Source organism: Rhodanobacter sp. DHB23 (assembly GCF_014842975.1).
Classification (GTDB): domain Bacteria; phylum Pseudomonadota; class Gammaproteobacteria; order Xanthomonadales; family Rhodanobacteraceae; genus Rhodanobacter_A.
On sequence record NZ_JACYXK010000028.1, the window covers coordinates 86288 to 105177 of the forward strand.

The 18890-nt window shown below is 68.0% G+C and carries 17 protein-coding genes; 12 read left to right on the forward strand and 5 right to left on the reverse strand.

What is annotated here, in order from left to right; all coding sequences use genetic code 11:
• Window positions 1-7: 7 nt before the first annotated feature.
• Window positions 8-1234, reverse strand: coding sequence for a TraB/GumN family protein (locus tag IHE47_RS12245; protein WP_192106188.1), 1227 nt, complete (start codon window positions 1232-1234; stop codon window positions 8-10).
• A 221-nt stretch (window positions 1235-1455) separates the two neighbouring features.
• Here IHE47_RS12245 and IHE47_RS12250 point away from each other — a divergent pair, with 221 nt between their 5' ends.
• A complete protein-coding gene (locus IHE47_RS12250; protein WP_192106189.1) occupies window positions 1456-1617 on the forward strand; it encodes a hypothetical protein in 162 nt (53 codons plus the stop codon).
• Here the strand turns inward: IHE47_RS12250 and IHE47_RS12255 are convergent.
• Entirely contained in the window at window positions 1614-2504 is an 891-nt protein-coding gene (locus IHE47_RS12255; protein ID WP_192106191.1) for a carbon-nitrogen hydrolase, read from the reverse strand. The two genes, IHE47_RS12250 and IHE47_RS12255, sit on opposite strands and share 4 nt — an antisense overlap.
• Before the next feature lie 188 nt (window positions 2505-2692).
• On the opposite strand from IHE47_RS12255, the gene IHE47_RS12260 reads away from it, so the two are divergent.
• Window positions 2693-4516 carry a chloride channel protein gene (locus IHE47_RS12260; protein WP_192106193.1) on the forward strand — a complete coding sequence of 608 codons (1824 nt, stop codon included), beginning with the start codon at window positions 2693-2695 and terminating at the stop codon, window positions 4514-4516.
• A 37-nt stretch (window positions 4517-4553) separates the two neighbouring features.
• Here IHE47_RS12260 and IHE47_RS12265 read toward each other — a convergent pair whose 3' ends face one another.
• On the reverse strand, window positions 4554-5588 hold the full coding sequence (locus IHE47_RS12265) for an agmatine deiminase family protein (protein ID WP_192106195.1): 1035 nt from the start codon (window positions 5586-5588) through the stop codon (window positions 4554-4556).
• Window positions 5589-5783: 195 nt separating this feature from the next.
• Window positions 5784-6131: a hypothetical protein gene (locus IHE47_RS12270; protein ID WP_192106197.1), complete on the reverse strand. Its 348-nt coding sequence runs from the start codon at window positions 6129-6131 to the stop codon at window positions 5784-5786.
• Window positions 6132-6263: 132 nt separating this feature from the next.
• On the opposite strand from IHE47_RS12270, the gene abc-f reads away from it, so the two are divergent.
• The 5 genes from abc-f to asnB all read left to right on the forward strand — a co-directional run bounded on the left by abc-f (window position 6264) and on the right by asnB (window position 13368).
• Window positions 6264-8210 (forward strand): ribosomal protection-like ABC-F family protein, encoded by a 1947-nt coding sequence (abc-f, locus tag IHE47_RS12275; protein ID WP_192106198.1) that lies wholly within the window; start codon window positions 6264-6266, stop codon window positions 8208-8210.
• Complete coding sequence (locus IHE47_RS12280) at window positions 8210-9124, forward strand: phosphoglycerate mutase (protein WP_192106200.1); 915 nt, start codon at window positions 8210-8212, stop codon at window positions 9122-9124. The genes abc-f and IHE47_RS12280 overlap by 1 nt, the downstream gene beginning before the upstream one ends.
• Before the next feature lie 5 nt (window positions 9125-9129).
• Window positions 9130-10893, forward strand: coding sequence for a single-stranded-DNA-specific exonuclease RecJ (gene recJ / locus IHE47_RS12285; protein WP_192107158.1), 1764 nt, complete (start codon window positions 9130-9132; stop codon window positions 10891-10893).
• Window positions 10894-10954: 61 nt separating this feature from the next.
• Window positions 10955-11329 (forward strand): STAS/SEC14 domain-containing protein, encoded by a 375-nt coding sequence (locus tag IHE47_RS12290; RefSeq protein WP_192106202.1) that lies wholly within the window; start codon window positions 10955-10957, stop codon window positions 11327-11329.
• Between the two features lie 374 nt (window positions 11330-11703).
• On the forward strand, window positions 11704-13368 hold the full coding sequence (gene asnB / locus IHE47_RS12295; RefSeq protein WP_192106204.1) for an asparagine synthase B: 1665 nt from the start codon (window positions 11704-11706) through the stop codon (window positions 13366-13368).
• Window positions 13369-13437: 69 nt separating this feature from the next.
• Here the strand turns inward: asnB and IHE47_RS12300 are convergent, their stop codons facing one another.
• The gene (locus tag IHE47_RS12300) at window positions 13438-14769 is read right to left on the reverse strand and encodes a hypothetical protein (RefSeq protein WP_192106206.1); all 1332 of its coding nucleotides are present in this window, start codon (window positions 14767-14769) and stop codon (window positions 13438-13440) included.
• A 124-nt stretch (window positions 14770-14893) separates the two neighbouring features.
• Here IHE47_RS12300 and prfB point away from each other — a divergent pair.
• The 5 genes from prfB (at window position 14894) to IHE47_RS12325 (ending at window position 18769) form a co-directional block, all read left to right on the forward strand.
• A protein-coding gene (gene prfB / locus IHE47_RS12305; RefSeq protein WP_192106207.1) for a peptide chain release factor 2 occupies window positions 14894-16019 on the forward strand; the annotation gives its coding sequence in 2 pieces (ribosomal slippage) (window positions 14894-14968 and window positions 14970-16019; 1125 coding nt in all).
• Window positions 16020-16104: 85 nt separating this feature from the next.
• Window positions 16105-16455, forward strand: a complete 351-nt coding sequence (locus IHE47_RS12310; RefSeq protein ID WP_192106209.1) for a hypothetical protein — start codon at window positions 16105-16107, stop codon at window positions 16453-16455.
• Window positions 16456-16615: 160 nt separating this feature from the next.
• Window positions 16616-18136 (forward strand): lysine--tRNA ligase, encoded by a 1521-nt coding sequence (gene lysS / locus IHE47_RS12315; RefSeq protein ID WP_192106211.1) that lies wholly within the window; start codon window positions 16616-16618, stop codon window positions 18134-18136.
• An 85-nt stretch (window positions 18137-18221) separates the two neighbouring features.
• On the forward strand, window positions 18222-18521 hold the full coding sequence (locus IHE47_RS12320; protein WP_192106213.1) for a YciI family protein: 300 nt from the start codon (window positions 18222-18224) through the stop codon (window positions 18519-18521).
• Window positions 18518-18769 carry a BolA family protein gene (locus tag IHE47_RS12325; RefSeq protein WP_192106215.1) on the forward strand — a complete coding sequence of 84 codons (252 nt, stop codon included), beginning with the start codon at window positions 18518-18520 and terminating at the stop codon, window positions 18767-18769. Before IHE47_RS12320 ends, IHE47_RS12325 begins: the two co-directional genes overlap by 4 nt.
• Window positions 18770-18890: the final 121 nt, after the last annotated feature.

Genomic DNA, 18890 nt, shown 5'->3' on the forward strand with positions numbered 1-18890 from the left:
TCGCGGCTCAGAACAGGCTGCGCCCGATGTGGATGAAGGCGCTGTACTCGCCCACGATGGTGCCCAGGTTGACCAGCAGGAAGTTCAGCAGCGTGCGCGCCACGCGGTTCTTCCACCAGCCGCTCCAGTGCACGATGTCGTCGCGCAGCGTGTCGAAGTCGGCCACGCGCGGGCGGCGCACCCAGGCTTCGGCCATCGCGCTGATGCCGCCGGCGGGGATGCCGGGGCGGAACGGTTTGATCGGCGCCGCGATGAAGGCGGCGAGGATGCTGAGCGGATGCGCCCCGGCGGCGACCGCGCCCAGCGCGGCGAAGCCGCCGGTGAACAGCACCCACGAGGCGAGCGCCTGCGTGCCCAGCGCGGCGTTCTTGTGGAAGGCCCAGGCGATCGCCGCGAACACCGCCAGCACCAGGCCCGCGGCCAGCCACTTCGGCCAACGCGCCTTCGGCGGCGATTGCGCCAGTCCGGCGGCGATGGCCGCCGGGTCGCCGTGTTGCTCGCGCAGCAGTTGGCACATGCCCTTGAGGTGTCCGGCGCCGATCACCACCAGTACGCGGCGTGGTTCGTCGAAGGGCGTGCGCGCGGCTTCCTCGCGCAGGCGCGCGGCCATGTAGGCATCGCGTTCGCCGATCAGGCTCTGATACAGCGGCTGGGACTCGCTGGCGAATTCGCTGAAGGCGCTTTCCAGCATGTCGCCCTGCTTGAGCTTCTCGATCTCGCCGGCGTCGATCTCCTCACGTTCGAACACGCTGGCGAGCAGGCCGCCGAGCAGGCCGAAGCGTTGCCAGAAACCCACGCTGTGCCAGGCGCGCTTGAGCGTGGTGCCGACCTCGCGGTCGACCAGCCACAACGGCAGGTTGCGCGTGGCGGCGCCATCCATCGCGGCCTTCATCTCGGCGCCGGGCTGGATGCCGGACTGCTCGGCGAGGCGCTTCTGGAAAGTGGAAAGCACCAGGCTGGCCGCCACCATGCCGGCCTTGCCCTGGCGTATCACCTGGAACAGGTCCATGCGCTTGAATGCATCGGGATCGCGCATGCCCTGTGCGCGGCTTTCGCACAGTTCCACCGCGACGGCGTCGAAATGCTCGTGTTCCAGCAGCGCTTCCACCGCCTCCATGCTGGTGCGCGAGACGTGCGCGGTGCCCAGTACCACGTACTCCACGCCGTCGCGCGTCACGCGCTCGATGGGCTGGTCCTGCAGCACGGCGGGAAGGGTGGATTCGGTGTCACTCATGCGTGTGGCGTGCCGGTCGCGGGGAGTCCCCAAGCATGGGGACGCGCCCCGCGCGAAGCAAGTAGCTGAAGAGTGTGGCCATGGATGGCCGCCCATGTGACCCTCGCGATCAAGGATGGTCGCAAAGGTACAGGCATTTGAAGAGTGCGGCCACGGATGGCCACCCGTTTGATCCTCGCGATCAGGGATGATCGCAAAGGTATTGCAAAGTGCAGCCACGGATGGCCGCCCGCGTGATCCTCGCGATCAAGGAGGAACAGGCCAGGGAGGGCCTGATCAAACCGCTTTTGCTCGTCATCCCAGCGAAAGCAGGACAACGCTCGCATGGCTCGCTTTTGTCCGGTTTTCGCAGGGATGACGAGCAAAAATCAGAGCAGCCCTAATCCCTGAAACGCCTGAGCAGGTCGCCATAGGCGTCGATGCGCCGGTCGCGCAGGAACGGCCAAATGCGCCGCACGTGCTCGCTGCGCTGCATGTCGATCTCGGCGACCAGGAGTTCGCGCTGGTCCGTGCCGGCCTGCGCTAGGAATTCGCCCTGCGGCCCGGCCACGAAGCTGGTGCCCCAGAACTGGATGCCCGCGCCGACGCCGCTGGGATCGGCCTCGTAACCGGTGCGGTTGCAGGAGAGCAGCGGCAGGCCGTTCGCCACCGCGTGGCCGCGCTGTACCGTCACCCAGGCCTCGCGTTGGCGATCCATCTCGCCTTGTGCGTCGTTGGGATCCCAGCCGATCGCCGTGGGATAGAGCAGCAGTTCCGCACCGGCCAGCGCCATCAGGCGTGCGGCCTCGGGATACCACTGGTCCCAGCACACCAGCACACCCAGCCTGCCCACCGAGGTCTGGATGGGCTCGAAACCGAGGTCGCCCGGCGTGAAGTAGAACTTCTCGTAGAACGCCGGGTCGTCGGGGATGTGCATCTTGCGGTACTTGCCCGCGATCGCCGTCGAGCGGTCGAAAACCACGGCGGTGTTGTGGTACAGCCCGGCCGCGCGCTTCTCGAACAGCGAGGCCACCACCACCAGCTTCAGCTCCTCGGCCAGCTTGCCGATGCGCGCAGTGCTGGGGCCGGGAATGCTTTCGGCCAGGTCGAACAGGTCGACCGACTCGTGCTGGCAGAAATACGGGCCGTTGTGCAGCTCCTGCAGCAGCACCAGTTCGGCGCCGGCCTTGGCGGCCTCGCGCAGGCCGACCTCGATGGCGTCGAGATTGGCATCGCGGCTGCCGCGGTCGGTTTCCTGCAACAGGGCGGCTTTCAGGATCTTGCGGGTCATGGCGGTTCGGCGTGAGGGTTTGCGCCGCATAGTGTAACAAGGCCCGTCGTCATGACCGTGGCAACGGGCTTGGGCTACCCTGATCGAAGCGATGTTTCCAGACGGATGTTTTCCAGGCGGAGGTGGCCGATGGGCGATGCCGACGGATGCGTGGTCCGCTGCTGCAGCGGTGACGATGGTGGCGTCGTATGAACGTCGTCACCGCCTGGCTGCTGCGCAAGTACGAGCGCTGGAAGCAGGACACGCTGAGCCAGAGCGATTTCCGCCCCAGCGTCAGCATCCTCAAGCTCTCGCTGATGGCCGTCTTCGTGGGCATCGCCGCGGCCTTCGTCGCGTACGTGCTGTACCGGATGATCGGACTGGTCACCAATCTGGCGTTCCGCCAGGTGTTCTCCTTCGACTTCGTCGCGCCGGGTGCGCATGCCACCGTCTGGGCGATCCTGCTGGCGCCGCTGGTGGGCGGCCTGCTGGTGGGATTGATGGCGCGCTACGGCAGCGACCGCATCCGCGGGCACGGCATTCCCGAGGCGCTGGAGGCGATCCTGTTCCGCCGCAGCAAGATGATGGCGAAGGTGGCGATCCTGAAGCCGCTGTCGGCAGCGATCGCGATCGGCACCGGCGGTCCGTTCGGCGCGGAAGGGCCGATCATCATGACTGGCGGCGCGGTGGGGTCGTTGTTCGGCCAGATGTTCTACCTCACCTCGATGGAGCGCCGCACCCTGCTGGTGGCCGGTGCCTGCGCGGGCATGGCGGCCACCTTCGGCACGCCGATCGCGGCGACCCTGCTGGCGGTGGAACTGCTGTTGTTCGAGCTGCGTCCGCGCAGCACGATTCCGGTGGCGATCGCCTGCTTCGTGGCCGATGCGCTGCGCATGTGGCTGCTCGGTCCGGGTGCGTTGTTCCCGCTCGCGGTGTCGTTCGAGATAAGCCTGCCGAGTTTTGGCCTGGCCGCGGTGTGTGGCTTCCTCGCCGGCCTGCTGGCCACGGCGCTCACCGCGCTGGTGTATCGCGCCGAGGATGCCTTCCACAAGTTGCCGGTGCACTGGATGTGGTGGCCGCTGATCGGTGCGGTAGCGGTCAGCATCGGCGGTGTGCTCGAACCGCAGGCGCTGGGCGTGGGCTACGAGGTGATCGACAGGCTGCTGACCGGCCAACTGGCGGGCATGGCGATCCTGGTCTTCATGCTGGTGAAGTCCGTGATGTGGGTGATCTACCTGGGCTCGGGCACCTCGGGCGGCGTGCTGGCGCCGCTGCTGTCGCTGGGTGCGGGCCTGGGCGGGCTGGAGGCGATGGTGTTTCCCGGCCCGGATCCGCTGTTGTGGCCGCTGCTCAGCATGGGCGCGATGCTGGCCGGCGTGATGCGCCTGCCGTTCACCTCGATCCTGTTCGCGCTGGAACTCACCCACAACGCCAGTGCGCTGCCGGTGCTGCTGGTGTCCTGCACCACGGCCTACGGCGTGAGTGTGTTCCTGATGAAGCGCTCGATCCTCACCGAGAAGATCGCCCGGCGCGGCCTGGACATCTTCCGCGAGTACACGGTGGACCGGCTCGAGCACATCCCGGTGCGCGAGGTGATGACCACCGCGATGATCACCGTGCCCGGCGAGCTCAGCGTGCGCGAGCTGTCCGAGCGCTACTTCGGCCCCGACCAGCAATACCGCGCGTTCCCGGTGGTGGATGCCGACGGTGGCCTGCTCAACGTGGTCAACCGGCAGGACGTGCAGCGCTGGCTGCGGGAGGATCCCGCGGGCAGCGCGCGGCTGGCCGACGTGGTGGGCAAGGAGCCGGTGGTCGCCTTGCCCGACGAGAGCTGCCAGAGCGTGGCCGTGCGCGCCGCGGTCGAGCGGCTGGACCGCATTCCGGTGGTCGGCCCGGACCGCCGCACCTTGCTCGGCATGGTCACCCGTTACGACCTGCTCAAGCCGTACACGCACTACCACGATGAGGAAAAGGTGCGCGAGCGTTTCTTCCGCAACGGCAAGATCGCGGCGGATGGCGACAAGACGGACTAGGACGGGGCGACGCTCATGTGGGCGTCGCCCCGTCGGGTCACACCAGCCCGGCGGGCAACTGCATGGTGATGCAGTGCAGGCTGCCGTTCTGCCAGATCAGCGGGCGGCAGGGCACCTGCACCACTTCGCGACCCGGATGCGCGGCGGCGATGATGCGTGCGGCCTCGTCGTCGGCCGCGTCGCCATAGGCGGGCACCAGCACGGCGCCGTTGACGATCAGGTAGTTCGCATATGAGGCGGCGAGGCGGCGGCCTTCGTCGATGATGGGCTGCGCCCAGGGCAACGGGTGCAATTGGTACGCTTGGCCATCGGCGGTGCGCAGCGCGGCGAGTTCGTCGCCCATGCGCGCGAGTTCTGCGTGGTGCTTGTCGCCTGCGTCGTCGCAGGCCTGGTAAACGATGCGTTCGCCGGGCGCGAAGCGGGCGAGGGTGTCGATGTGCGCGTCGGTGTCGTCGCCTTCCAGGTAGCCATGGTCCAGCCACAGGATGCGGCTGGCGTGCAGGCTGTCCATCAGGATCGCGTCCATCGCCGCGCGGTTCTGCCCGGGATGGCGCTGGTTCAGGCACTTCCATGTGGTGAGCACGCTGCCGGCGCCATCGCTCTCGATGCCGCCGCCTTCCAGCGCCCAGTCGATGCGGTGGTGCCCGGCCTTGCCGAACACGCCGGCGTCGACCAGGCCCGCGATCAGCGCGTCGTCCTGTTCGGCGCCGAACTTGCCGCCCCAGCCGGTGAAGCGGAAATCGGCGAGCTGGAAGCCGTCGTCGCCGGCTGTCAGGGTGATCGGGCCGGAGTCGCGCAGCCAGGTGTCGTCGTAGGGCAGCTCGATGAAGCGGATGCGGGCAAGCTCCACGCCGGCCGTGCGCAGCAGGGCCTCGGCATGGGCGCGCACGTCGGCGTCGGCGACCACCACGATCAGGCGCTGGAAGCGCGTCACTGCCGCGGCCAGCGCCACGTAGGTGGTTTCCACCTCGGCGAGGCGTTCGGCCCAGTCGGTGCCCGCGTGCGGCCAGGCGATCAGCACCGCGGCTTGCGGCTCCCATTCGGCGGGCAGGCGCCAGCGGGGTTCGGTCATGACGGGATTCTCGTGCGTGTCGGATGGCGCCAGTCGTGGCGCCCGGCCGCGCATTTTAATCGATACGCGCAACACAAGGCGGCAAGGCCGCCGTTTGCGCGCCCGATGGCGCCCGCAAGAGGTGGGCGCCGGCAAGAATGCGCGACATGAAAAACGCGGCCCGCGTCGCCACGGGCCGCGGCAGGAAAGCGGCAATCAGTTCGCGGCGGTCGGGTTGGTGTTGTTGCCGGCCGGCGTGTTGAGCACGGAGTGGATCACGTGGCTGCCCTGGAAATACACGATGAAATCCGCGTACTCCCAGCGATTGATGACCGGATGCTTGCTGCTGTCGCCGCCGCGCGGCGCCAGCTTGCGCTGCGGCGCGCCGTAGCGCTGTTCGACCTGCGCCATGCTCATGCCGCGCGCCGGCAGGTTCATGCCCTTTTCCTGCTGCACGCGATGGATCAGCAGGTTGTCGGCATGGGCCATCTGCGGTGCGGCAAGGCCGCCGGAAGCGATGGCGATGACTGCCAGCAAGGGCAGGTTGTAGCGATGCTTGGACATGATCCCCTCTCCGCGCGTGGCGTTGCCGCGCCGTTGTAGCAGAACTGCCGGCGACTATCCATGGTCCGTGGCGCCGGGTGTGATCCCCATAGCCGTTATCATAGTCGGCCGAATCACCCATTGAAGTGCCCGATGATCGCGTTCCGCCATTTTGCCCTGCGCCGCGGCAGCCGCCTGCTGCTGTCCGACATCGACCTGGTGATCCAGAGCGGCTGGCGGCTGGGCGTGATCGGCCGCAACGGCTGCGGCAAGTCCAGCCTGTTCGCGGCTCTGCAGGGACAGGTGGAGGCCGACGCCGGCGACATCGACCTGCCGGCGAAGCTGCGGCTGGCCTCGGTGGCGCAGGAGACGCCGGCGCTGCCCGACCCGGCGATCGACTACGTGCTGGGCGGCGACGTCGAGCTGGCCGCCGTGCTGCGCGACGAAGCCGATGCGCAGGCGCGCGGCGACACCGAGGCGATGGCGCGTGCGCACCACCGCATCGAGGAATTGCATGGTTACGACGCCCGCGCCCGCGCCGGCCGCCTGCTGCACGGCCTGGGATTCGCGCCGGAGACGCACGAGCGCGCGGTGAAGGAGTTCTCCGGCGGCTGGCGCGTGCGGCTGAACCTGGCGCGCGCGCTGATGGCGCCGTCCGAGCTGCTGCTGCTCGACGAGCCCACCAACCACCTCGACCTTGACGCCGTGCTGTGGCTGGAAGAGTGGCTGCGCCGCTACCAGGGCACCCTGCTGATCATTTCGCACGACCGCGAGTTCCTCGATGGCGTGATCGACCACACCCTGCACCTGGTCGACGGCGGCGCGCGCCTCTACACCGGCAACTACAGCGCTTTCGAGCGCCTGCGCGCCGAACAGCTGCGCCAGCAGCAGATCGCGCACGAGCGCGAGCAGGCCGAACGCGCGCACCTGCAGAGCTTCATCGACCGCTTCAAGGCCAAGGCCAGCAAGGCCAAGCAGGCGCAGTCGCGCATGAAGCGGCTGGAGAAGATGGCCGGCACCGAGGCGGTGCGCGCCGAGCGCGCCTTCCACTTCCAGTTCGCCAAACCTGATCGCGTGCCCGATTCCATGCTGCAACTGGAAGAGGTGACCGCCGGCTATCCGGCCGGTTCGCGCGAGGAGGGCGACGACCATCTGCCCGGCCACGATGCCCCCAGCCGCGAGGCCACCATCATCCTGCGCGACGTGCGTTTCCGCCTCGAAGCGGGCGAACGCATCGGCCTGCTCGGCCCCAACGGCGCGGGCAAGTCCACCCTGGTGAAGACGCTGGTGGGCGAGCTCGCGCCGCTGGGCGGCGAGCGCAAGGCGCACAAGGACCTGAGGATCGGCTACTTCGCCCAGCACACGGTGGAGAGCCTGCGCGAAGGCGCCAGCCCGTTCGACCACCTGCAGGACAAGGCGCCCGGCGTGGCCGCGCAGGCGCTGCGCGATTTCCTCGGTACCTGGAACTTCGCCGGCGACCGCGCCTTCGAATCCGTGGACGGTTTCTCCGGCGGCGAACGCGCGCGCCTGGCGCTGGCGCTGATCGCCTGGGACAAGCCCAACCTGCTGCTGCTCGACGAACCCACCAACCACCTCGACCTCGACATGCGCGAGGCGCTGGCCGATGCGCTGGCCGATTTCGACGGCGCGCTGGTGCTGGTTTCGCACGACCGCCACCTGCTGGGCATGGTCAGCGACAGCTTCTGGCGCGTGGCCGACGGCGTTGTGGAACCGTTCGATGGCGACCTCGACGACTACGCGCGCTGGCTGCGCTCGCGCGGCTCGGCAAACAAGAAGGCTGCCAAGGCCGAGGCGAAGCCTGCGGCGCCGGTCGAATCGCCGGAGGAGCGTCGGCGCGCCGCCGCGCAGCAGCGCGAGAGCGAGAAGACCGCACGCCAGCGCGTAAAGAAAGTCGAGGCGCGTATGGCCGCCATCGACGCCGAACTGGCGCTGCTGGAAACGAAACTGGCCGATCCGGAAACCTACAACGGTTCCACCGCCGCGTTGATGAAGCTGGGCCAGCAGCAGGCCGAACTGCGCCGCGAGAAGGAAACGCTGGAAGCGGAATGGATGGCCCTGTACGAGGAACTGGAAGCCTGATGGGCGTGCAAGCGACACAGCTGTGGCTGCCGGCGCTGGCTCGCTTCGATCGCACGCCCCCGCTGCACCGCCTGTTGTCGCAGGCCGATCGCCTGGCCGACGATCCGCGCAGCCGGCTGGCCCGCCTCGCCGATGCCTTCCATGCCGATGCGGCGACATTGCCGGTGGCCGCGCTGATCCGCGAACAGCTGGCCGGCGATGCGGGCGAAGTCATCTGGCTCAACGCCGATCCCGCCTGGGTGCAGCCGGACATGACCGGCGTGCGCCTGCTTGCCTGCGGTTCGATGCCACTGGAAATGGACGAGGCGCAAGCCTTCGCGCAGGTGCTGCAGCCGGCGTTCACCGAACTTGGCCTGCAACTGGAAATCAGCGTGCCGGGTTGCTGGCAATTGCGCCTCGCGCCTGACGTGCATCTACCCGATTTCGCCACGCCCGAACAGGCGCTGGGTGAGGACCTGTATCAGCATCTGCCGCAGGGCGCGGAAGGTCGACCCTGGCGCGTGCTGCTCAATGAGGTGCAGGTGCTTTTGCACCAGCATCCCCTGAATGCCGCGCGCCAGTCGCGTGGCCTGCCGCCGATCAACAGCGTGTGGCTGTGGGGGGCAGGGCGGTTGCCTGCATCACTGCAAAGCGGATTTGCGGGCGTGGTCGGCAGCGACGTTTTGCTGCTTGCGCTGGCATCGCGTGCGGGCATTTCATCGCAGGCCCGGACACCAGAAACCGTGGCGGCGGCGCAAGCCGGCTGGCTGGTCGATCTGCAGGACTTGCCTGCAACCGAATTTGGCGACGCGTGGTGGTCGGCGGTCCAGACGTTGGCGCAACGGCAGCCCTTGCACATCGCGTTCGCCAGCGGCGAGCGCTGGTCGTGGCGGCCGCTGCATCGTTGGCGCTTCTGGCGCAGGGCGCCGCGTTGAACGCGATGGAGTTGCGGCGGCGCGAGTTGCAGGGTGAGCCATCTGGCTGGAACGCGTCCGTGCATCCGGTACTGCAACGCATCTACGCCGCGCGCGGCGTGCTGCATCCGGACGGCGTGGCGCATCGACTGCAGCGCCTGTTGCCGCCGCAGTCGCTGGGCGGCCTGGACGCTGCCACCGATCTGCTGGCCGAAGCGATCCGTGGCGATTGGTCCATCCTGATCGCCGGCGATTACGACTGCGATGGCGCCACCGGCACGGCCATGGCGGTGCGCGGCCTGCGCATGCTGGGCGCGAAGCGCGTGGGCTACGCCGTGCCCAACCGCTTCGTGCATGGCTACGGACTTACGCCCGCGCTGGTCGATTCGCTGCAGCCACGCCCGCAACTGATCGTCACCGTGGACAACGGCGTGGCCAGCGTGGCCGGCGTGGCCCGGGCGCGCGAGCTCGGCATGCGGGTGATCGTCACCGACCACCACTTGCCCGGCGAACAGTTGCCGGATTGCGATGCGATGGTGAACCCGAACCTCGCCGGCGACGGGTTCCCGAGCAAGGCGCTTGCAGGCGTGGGTGTGATGTTCTACCTGCTGCTCGCGCTGCGCGCGAGGCTGCGAGAGAGCGGATGGTTTGCTCATCTTGGAGAGTGCGCGCAGGGACGCGCGCTTTTTGATTCCCGCGATCAGGATGATCGCAAAAGCAAAGAACCCGATCTCTCCACCTTGCTTGACCTGGTGGCACTGGGCACCGTGGCCGACCTGGTGCCTTTGGACTTCAACAACCGCGTGCTGGTGGAAGCGGGCCTGCGGCGCATCCGCAGCGGCCGCGCTTGCGCCGGCATCGCCGCGCTGGTCGAATGCGGCAAGCGCAGCACGGCCGCCCTGTGCGCCAGCGATCTCGGTTTTGCCGTGGGGCCGCGGCTCAACGCGGCCGGCCGGCTGGAAGACATGCAACTTGGCGTGGAGTGCCTGCTCACCGATGACGCGGCGCAGGCACGCCGTTACGCCGGCGAGCTCGATGCGATCAACCGCGAGCGCCGCGACCTGCAGGCCTCGATGGTGGCCGAGGCGGAAGCGATGACCGCCGGCCTGCGCGACATCGACGCGGTGGGCGTGGCGCTGTACGAACCGTCGTGGCATGCGGGCGTGGTGGGGCTGGTGGCTTCCAAATTGAAGGAGCGCCTGCATCGCCCGGTGATTTCCTTCGCCCCGGCCAGCGAAGACGATGTGGAACACCTCCGTGGTTCCGGCCGTTCGATCCCGGGCTTCCATCTGCGCGATGCGCTGGCGATGATCGATGCGCGCCAGCCCGGCCTGATCGAACGCTTCGGCGGCCATGCGATGGCGGCGGGACTGAGCCTGCGCGCCGTCGATTTCCCGCGCTTCGCCGCGGCCTTCGATGCCGCCGCGCGCGAATTGATCGCGCCGGAGCGCCTGCAGGCCGCGCTCTACACCGATGGCGAACTCCCTGCCGGCAGCCTGTCGCTGGAACTGGCGTCGCAACTGCGCAACGCCGGTCCGTGGGGGCAGGCTTTCCCCGAGCCGCTGTTCGACAACCTGTTCGAATGCGCCAGTTGGAAGCCGATGGGCGAGGGCCACTGGCGACTCGGCCTGCGTGATCCGCGCGACGGCAGCGTGCACGACGCGGTGATGTTCAACGTTGGCACCGCCGCACCACCGCAGCGCCTGCGCGCGGTCTACGAGCTGGTCATCAACGACTGGCAGGGGCGCGAGTCGCCGCGCCTGTTGCTGCGCCACGTCGAACCCATGTGAACTCGCACCGTGTTCACGGCCTGCGCGCCACACTGGTCGCCCGTCCGCCAGGGAGACCGCCATGCTTGAACAGCTCGATGGATTGCCGCCCGGCACGCTGGGCTTCCGCGCACATGGCCGTGTGACCGCCGCCGATTACGAGCAGGTGCTGGTGCCGGACGTGGAGGCGGTGTTCGCGCTCAACCGCAAGCTGCGCATGCTGTTCGTGGTGGCGCCGGACTTCACCGGTTTCGATGCCGGCGCGATGTGGGAAGACGTCATGCTCGGCTTCCGCCACATCAGCGGCTGGGACCGCGTGGCGCTGGTGACCGACGTGCCGTGGCTGCGCACGGCGACCAAGGCGACGCGCTTCCTGGTGCCGGCCGATTTCCGCCTGTTCGCGCTGGCCGAACTGGAGCAGGCGGCGGGCTGGATCGCCGAGCCCGCGGACGGATAAGCAGGATGGACAGGCAAATGGACGGCCGAATGCCTTCATGCCGAATCGTCACTTGCGCAGGCGCCCGCATTCTGCTCTAGTCGGCACATGATCTTCACGACCGCCAACTTCCCGAACGCCACCGCGCCTGCCGCGCGGAGCTTCGTGGCGGCCGCCAACAATAATCGCGCGAACAATAACGCCAACCGTTGGCGGGCCCGCGCGTAGCTGAAAGCAACACAACAGACACGCGATCAAGGCCCGCCCAGTGCGGGCCTTTTTCGTTTTGGGCGCATGGCCGAAAGGATCGTGCGGTTTTTTGAAAAGTGCAGACATGGCTGTCTGCTTCTTGATCTTCGTGATCAGGACGATCACACAAACCAAAGGCCACCACCATGTGTTCGATTTTCGGAATGTTCGACCTGCAGCCGGGCGACGACCTCGCCGCCCTGCGCCGGCAGGCGCTGGAACTGTCGCAGCGCCAGCGCCATCGCGGCCCGGACTGGAGCGGGGTGTTCGTGGATGCGGGGGTGATCCTGGTGCACGAGCGCCTCGCCATCGTCGACCCGGCCTCGGGCGCGCAGCCGCTGCGCTCGCGCGACGGCGCGCTGGCGCTGGCGGTGAACGGGGAGATCTACAACCACCGCGAACTGCGCGCGGCCAGCAGCTACGACTTCACCACGGGTTCGGATTGCGAGGTCATCAACGCGCTGTACCGCGAGCATGGTGCCGATTTCCTGACCAGGCTCAACGGCATCTTCGCCTTCGCATTGTGGGATGGCGCCGCGCAGCGCTACCTGATCGCGCGCGACCCCATCGGCGTGTGCCCGCTGTACTGGGGGCATGATGAACAAGGCCGCCTGTGCGTGGCCTCGGAGATGAAGGCGCTGGCCGGCGTCTGTGCGGACGTGGCCACGTTCCCGCCTGGCCACGTGTACGACAGCGCCACCGGCGAACTGCGCAGTTACTACCACAAGCGCTGGCGCGACTACGCCGCCACGCGCGGACATGCGGTGGCGCCGGACAGGTTGCGCGCGGCTTTCGAGCAGGCCGTGCACCGCCAGCTGATGACCGACGTGCCTTACGGCGTATTGCTTTCCGGCGGGCTGGATTCCTCGCTGGTGGCCGCCTGTGCGGCGAAGTTCGCGCGCGAGCGCATCGAGGACAACGACCGGAGCGAGGCCTGGTGGCCGCGCCTGCATTCCTTCGCGATCGGCCTGGACGGCTCGCCCGACCTCGCCGCCGCGCAGGTCGCCGCCGATGCGCTGGGCACCGTGCACCACGGCTTCGTCTACACCTTCTGGGAAGGCCTGGACGCCGTGCCCGAGGTGATCCGCCACCTGGAAACCTACGACGTCACCACCATCCGCGCCGCCACGCCGATGTACCTGCTGGCCCGCCGGATCAAGGCGATGGGCGTGAAGATGGTGTTGTCGGGCGAGGGCTCGGACGAGCTCTTCGGCGGCTACCTGTACTTCCACAAGGCGCCCTCGGCGGAGGCCTTCCACGAGGAAACCGTGCGCAAGCTCGACGCGCTGCACAGCTACGACTGCCTGCGCGCGAACAAGGCGATGATGGCCTGGGGCGTGGAGGCGCGCGTGCCCTTCCTCGACCTGGAATTCATCGACGTGGCGATGGGCATGGATGCCGCGTACAAGATGGCCGGCAACGGCAAGATCGAGAAGCATGTGTTGCGCGCGGCCTTCGACGGCGCCTTGCCGAAGGAAATCCTGTGGCGGCAGAAGGAGCAGTTCAGCGATGGCGTGGGCTACGGCTGGATCGACGGCCTGAAGGCGCACGCCGAGCAGATGGTGAGCGACCGCGAATTCGCCGCAGCCGCCGCGCGCTTCCCGTTCAACACGCCGGCCACCAAGGAGGCGTATTTCTACCGCCGCATCTTCGAGCAGCACTACCCGGGCGAAGCCAGCGCGGCCACCGTGCCGGGTGGCAAGTCCATCGCCTGTTCCTCGCCCGCGGCGCTGGCGTGGGATCCGACGTTTGCGGCGCTGGCCGATCCCTCCGGTCGCGCCGTGCGCGGGGTGCACGAGCAGGCGCTGTAACGGCGCACGGGCCCAAGCGGCCGTTCCGGTGCACGCCGGAATGGCCGCGCCATCAGGCGTCGGCGGGCCTCAGTGTTGCAGCAGGCAGGTGTGCTGGCCGGCGAAGTCCACGTAGAGGTCCATGTCGCCGAGCACGGCATGGCCCAGCGCGTAATCCCATGGCAGGTCCGGATTGCGCGCGGCGACATAGGGCATGCGCAGGGTCTTGCCATCGAGTGTGACCTCCAGCGTGCTGCGCGCGCTGCCGCCACGTCCACCGCCCATGCCGCCCATGCCGCCCATGCGTCCGCCACCCATCCCGCCCATCCCGCCACCGCCCGTGCCACTCATTCCTCCCATGCGGTGCCCGCCGCCGGGCGCCGGTGTCGCCGGGGCATCCTTGTTGCCATAGAGATAGAACGGGCTGTCGAAGCTCAGCAGCGCCACGCTTTGCGCATCGTTGATTCCCAGCGACACGGCCAGGCGCAGGCCGGTGCCGCCCCCTGCATCGCTGGCGAGCAGCATCGCGTCGTCGCAGGCCGGGCGCGCATCGGCCGGGCCGTAGACCTGGATGCCGTCGCGTGCCACGCGGAACGTGCGCAGATACGCGAGGATGCTCAAGCCGATGGCATGGATGTGCTTGCCAAGCACCACCTGCACCGGTACATGCCGGAAGGTGGCGCCGGCGAAGCCCAGGCTGTCCAGCGTGCCGAAGGCCACGGATGCCGCGTGGTCCTTGTCGGTACCATCGGCTGCAGCCTGGATGCCCAGGCCCTGGGCGGTGTCCTGATCCAGCACCACGTAGGCGTTGCTGGTGCCGACGCGCAGCGCCACCGGCTTGCCGTCGATCTGCGCATCGATGGTGTCGCTGCTGTCGTCGCCGGCTTCGTGGCCACCGTGATGCCTGCCGGCATGCACCGGGATGGTGAAGCCGCCAACCGGCAGCTCCGCCTCAGGCACGGGCCGCGCGGCCTGCAGGGTGGCGAAGTGGTTCAACTGGTCCCACTGCGTGGCCGGCAGCTTGCCCTGGAAGGGTTGCGGCAACTGCTGCAGCGCCGTGTTGGCGGCGCTGTCCTGGCCGGACAGGCGCAGGTTGCCCAAGGCGAACAGCGCGCAATACAGCGCCAGCTGCGGCTGGTTGTCGATCAGGCCGGCCCTGCAGGTCGCGGCTTCGGCGCTGGACTGGGCGAAGCGGCCGTGCACGCGGTCCAGCGCCATCGTGGCCAGCAGCCGGGTCAACGGATCGGCCTGCCGGGCGAGTTTGTCCAGGGCATCGGTATCCACCTTGACCAGGGCGGTGTTGATCGCTCGCACGGTATCCGCCGGAGTGGCGGCTGGCGGATTGTCCGCTGCGGATGCCGGCAGCGCGGGCAGGGTGGCGGCCAGCAAGGCCAGCAGGGCGGAAACAGGACGAAGGCGCACGAAGGATTCCCCGGACCGGCGGCAGTCCAGACGCCAACGCGGCAAATCCGGCTCGGTGGACAAGGCCATGCCTTGGGGCCGCTCTGTTAAGATGGACGGCCTTTCTCCACCGTTTCCACCATCCATGATCGAGACCAATCCGATCCTTGCGCAGATCGCGGACCTCACGGCCCGCGTCGAGTCGCTTAGGGGGTATCTTTGACTACGCCACCAAGCGTGAGCGCCTCGAAGAAGTAAGCCGCGAACTGGAAAGTCCCACCGTGTGGGACGATCCGCCGCGCGCGCAGGAGCTGGGCCGCGAACGTGCGCGCCTCGACACTGTGGTCACCGGCATCGACGAGCTCACTTCGGGCCTGTCCGACGCAAAAGAGCTCGTGGAAATGGCCGCCGCCGACGGCGACGAGGAAACCGTCGCCTCGGTCGTCGACGACGTGGCCAAGCTCGAAGCCCGTGTCGGCAAGCTGGAATTCCAGCGCATGTTCTCCGGCAAGATGGATTCGGCGAACGCCTTCGTCGACATCCAGGCCGGCGCCGGCGGCACCGAGGCGCAGGACTGGGCCGAAATGCTGCTGCGCATGTACCTGCGCTGGGCCGAATCGCGTGGCTGGAAGACCGAGCTGCTGGAAGCCTCCGGCGGCGAAGTGGCGGGCATCAAGTCGGCCACCTTCCGCGTGGAGGGCGACTACGCCTACGGCTGGCTGAAGACCGAGATCGGCGTGCACCGCCTGGTGCGCAAGTCGCCGTTCGATTCCGACAATCGCCGCCACACCAGCTTCACCAGCGTGTTCGTCTCGCCCGAAGTCGACGACGACATCGACATCGAGATCAACCCGGCCGACCTCAAGACCGACGTGTACCGTTCGTCCGGCGCCGGCGGCCAGCACGTCAACAAGACCGAGTCCGCGGTGCGCATCACCCACGTGCCCTCGGGCGTGGTGGTGGCCTGCCAGACCGAGCGCAGCCAGCACGCCAACCGCGACCGCGCGATGAAGATGCTGGCCGCCAAGCTGTACGAGCTGGAAGTGCAGAAGCGCAACGCCGAGAAGGACGCGCTGGAAGCGACCAAGTCCGACATCGGCTGGGGCAGCCAGATCCGCAACTACGTGCTCGACCAGAGCCGCATCAAGGACCTGCGCACCGGCGTGGAGCGTTCCGACACGCAGAAGGTGCTGGACGGCGACCTCGACGAGTTCATCGAGGCCAGCCTGAAGTCCGGCCTGGACGCGGGCGCCAAGCGCATCGACGCCTGAGGAGTCCGTATCGCGGCTTCAGCCGCGATACGGAAAACCGCCTGTATAGCTTTCCCGGTTCCCGACACAGACTGAGGTAGCCAGCATGAATGCCAAGAAGATTTGCAGCATCCTGTTTGCCTGTGCCGCGCTGACGGCGTTCGGCGCGGGCGCGCAGGAAAGCGCCGGCCAAAGCATCAAGCAAGGCGCAAAGGACGTTGGCCACGGCGTCGCCACCGGCGCACGCGCGGTGGGCCATGCCACCAGGAACGTCGCCGTCAAGGTCGGCCATGGCGCCAAGGCGGCCGGTACCGGCATCGGTCACGGTGCGAAGAAGGCCGGCGTTGCCGTCGGCCACGGCGCCAAGGATGCCGGCACCGCCATCGGCCATGGCGCGAAGGAAGGCTGGGACGCCACCAAGCACGCGACCAAGAAAGTGTTCGGCAAGGACAACTGACCGCCCGACGTTCTGTCGTAGGAGCGCACCCTGTGCGCGATTGCCCAGATCTCTCGGGCGAAGCGCACAGCCAGTCGCGCACAGGGTGCGCTCCTACAGAGCTAGCGACGAAAGGCGTCACGGCAACAACGCAAGCGTTCCAATCCATCACGGAAACCCCATGAGCGAAACCACCGATACCCAGCCCGTCGACGAGAACAAGCTGATCGCCGAGCGCCGCGAAAAACTCACGGCACTGCGCGGGCAGGGCATCGCGTTCCCCAATGACTTCAAGGTGGACAGCTTCGTCGGCGACCTGCAGGACGAATACGCCGACAAGGACAAGCACACCGCCGAGGTGATCGAGGCCGCGCAACGCCGCGTGAAGGTGGCCGGCCGCATCGTGCTCAAGCGGGTGCAGGGCAAGGTCAGCTTCGCGCAGATCCAGGACATGACCGGCCGTATCCAGCTGTTCATCCACGCCGGCACCGTGGGCGACGCCTACGAGGCGTTCAAGGGCTGGGACATGGGCGACATCGTGGGCGCCGAGGGCGTGCTGATGCGCACCAAGACCGGCGAGCTGTCGGTGAAGGTGGACGCGCTGCGGCTGCTCACCAAGAGCCTGCGCCCGCTGCCCGACAAGCACCACGGCATGGCCGACGTGGAGCAGCGCTACCGCCAGCGCTACGTCGACCTCATCGTCACGCAGGAAGCGCGCGACACCTTCCAGAAGCGCTCGCGCATCATCGGCTTCATCCGCCAGTGGCTGGAGGCCGCGCCGCGCCGCTTCATGGAAGTGGAGACGCCGATGATGCACGTGATCCCCGGCGGCGCCACGGCCAAGCCCTTCATCACCCACCACAACGCGCTGGACATGGACCTCTACCTGCGCGTGGCGCCGGAGCTGTACCTGAAGCGCCTGGTGGTGGGCGGCTTCGACCGCGTGTACGAGATCAACCGCAACTTCCGCAACGAGGGCGTGTCCACCCGGCACAACCCCGAGTTCACCATGCTGGAGCTGTACCAGGCCTACGCCACCTACACCGAGATCATGGACCTCACCGAATCGGTGATCCGCGACGCCGCACGGCACGTGCTGGGCACCACGCAACTGGAGTGGGACGGCGCGCAGATCGACGTCGGCCCCGCCTTCCGACGCTGGACCATGGAAGACGCGGTGCTGGAGCACAACCCGGAGATCCAGCGCGGCGAACTGCGCGACCGCGCCGCGATGGCTGCGCATGCCAAGCGCCTCGGCGTGCAGGTCAAGGACGGCTACGGCTGGGGCAAACTGCTGCTGGAGATCTTCGAGAAGACGGTGGAGCACACCCTGATCCAGCCTACCTTCATCACCCAGCATCCGGTGGAAGTGTCGCCGCTGGCACGCGAGAACGACACCGACCAGGGCATCACCGACCGCTTCGAGCTGTTCGTCAACGGCAAGGAGCTCGCCAACGGCTTTTCCGAGTTGAACGACCCGGAAGACCAGGCCGCGCGCTTCCAGGCCCAGGTGGACGCCAAGGACGCCGGCGACGACGAGGCCATGCACTTCGACGCCGACTACATCCGCGCGCTGGAAGTGGGCCTGCCGCCCACCGGCGGCCTCGGCATCGGCATCGACCGTCTGGTGATGCTGCTCACCGGCTCCGCCTCGATCCGCGACGTGCTGCTGTTCCCGTACATGCGGCCGGAAAGCCTGTAAATCCTGCGTTCCGCGGCGTCGCGACGCATGGCACCCGGCGCAGTCGGCTAAAATGGCGGTTTCGCCCAGCAACGGAGCCTTGCCCATGTGGTTCGCGATCATCGCCGAGGATCATCCCGGTTCATTGGACAAGCGCCTTGCGGCGCGCCCCGAACATCTGGCGCGGCTCAATGCCTTGCTGGACGAAGGCCGCCTGCTGCTGGCGGGTCCGTTCCCGGCGATCGAATCGGAGAACCCCGGCCCGGCCGGCTTCACCGGCAGCATGATCGTGGCCGAGTTCGCCTCGCTGGCGGATGCCGAGGCCTGGGCCGGCGCCGATCCCTACGTGGCCGCCGGCGTCTATGCCGGGGTAAGCGTCAAGCCGTTCCGCAAGACCCTGCCATGAGCGAGGCGATGGCCGCGCAGATCCGTGCGCGCCTCGCGGCGGCGTTCCCGCCCGGCGAACTGGAAGTGCTGGACGAGGGCCACAAGCACGCCGGCCATGCGGGCGAGGGCAAGGGCCACTACCACGTGCGCATCGCCAGCCCGGCGTTCGCCGGCGTGCCGCCGCTCAGGCGCCATCGCATGATCTACGCCGCGCTTGCCGACCTGATGGGCGACGGCATCCATGCGCTGTCGATAGATGCATCATGAAAACAACAAGATGCAAAGCATTCTTGCAGTAAAACATCACTCACGATGCGTTGCGGCACCGCGCCGCGTTTGGCACAGTGCCTGATCGCCTGCAGACCCAGGCGCCTCCCGATTTCCCAGC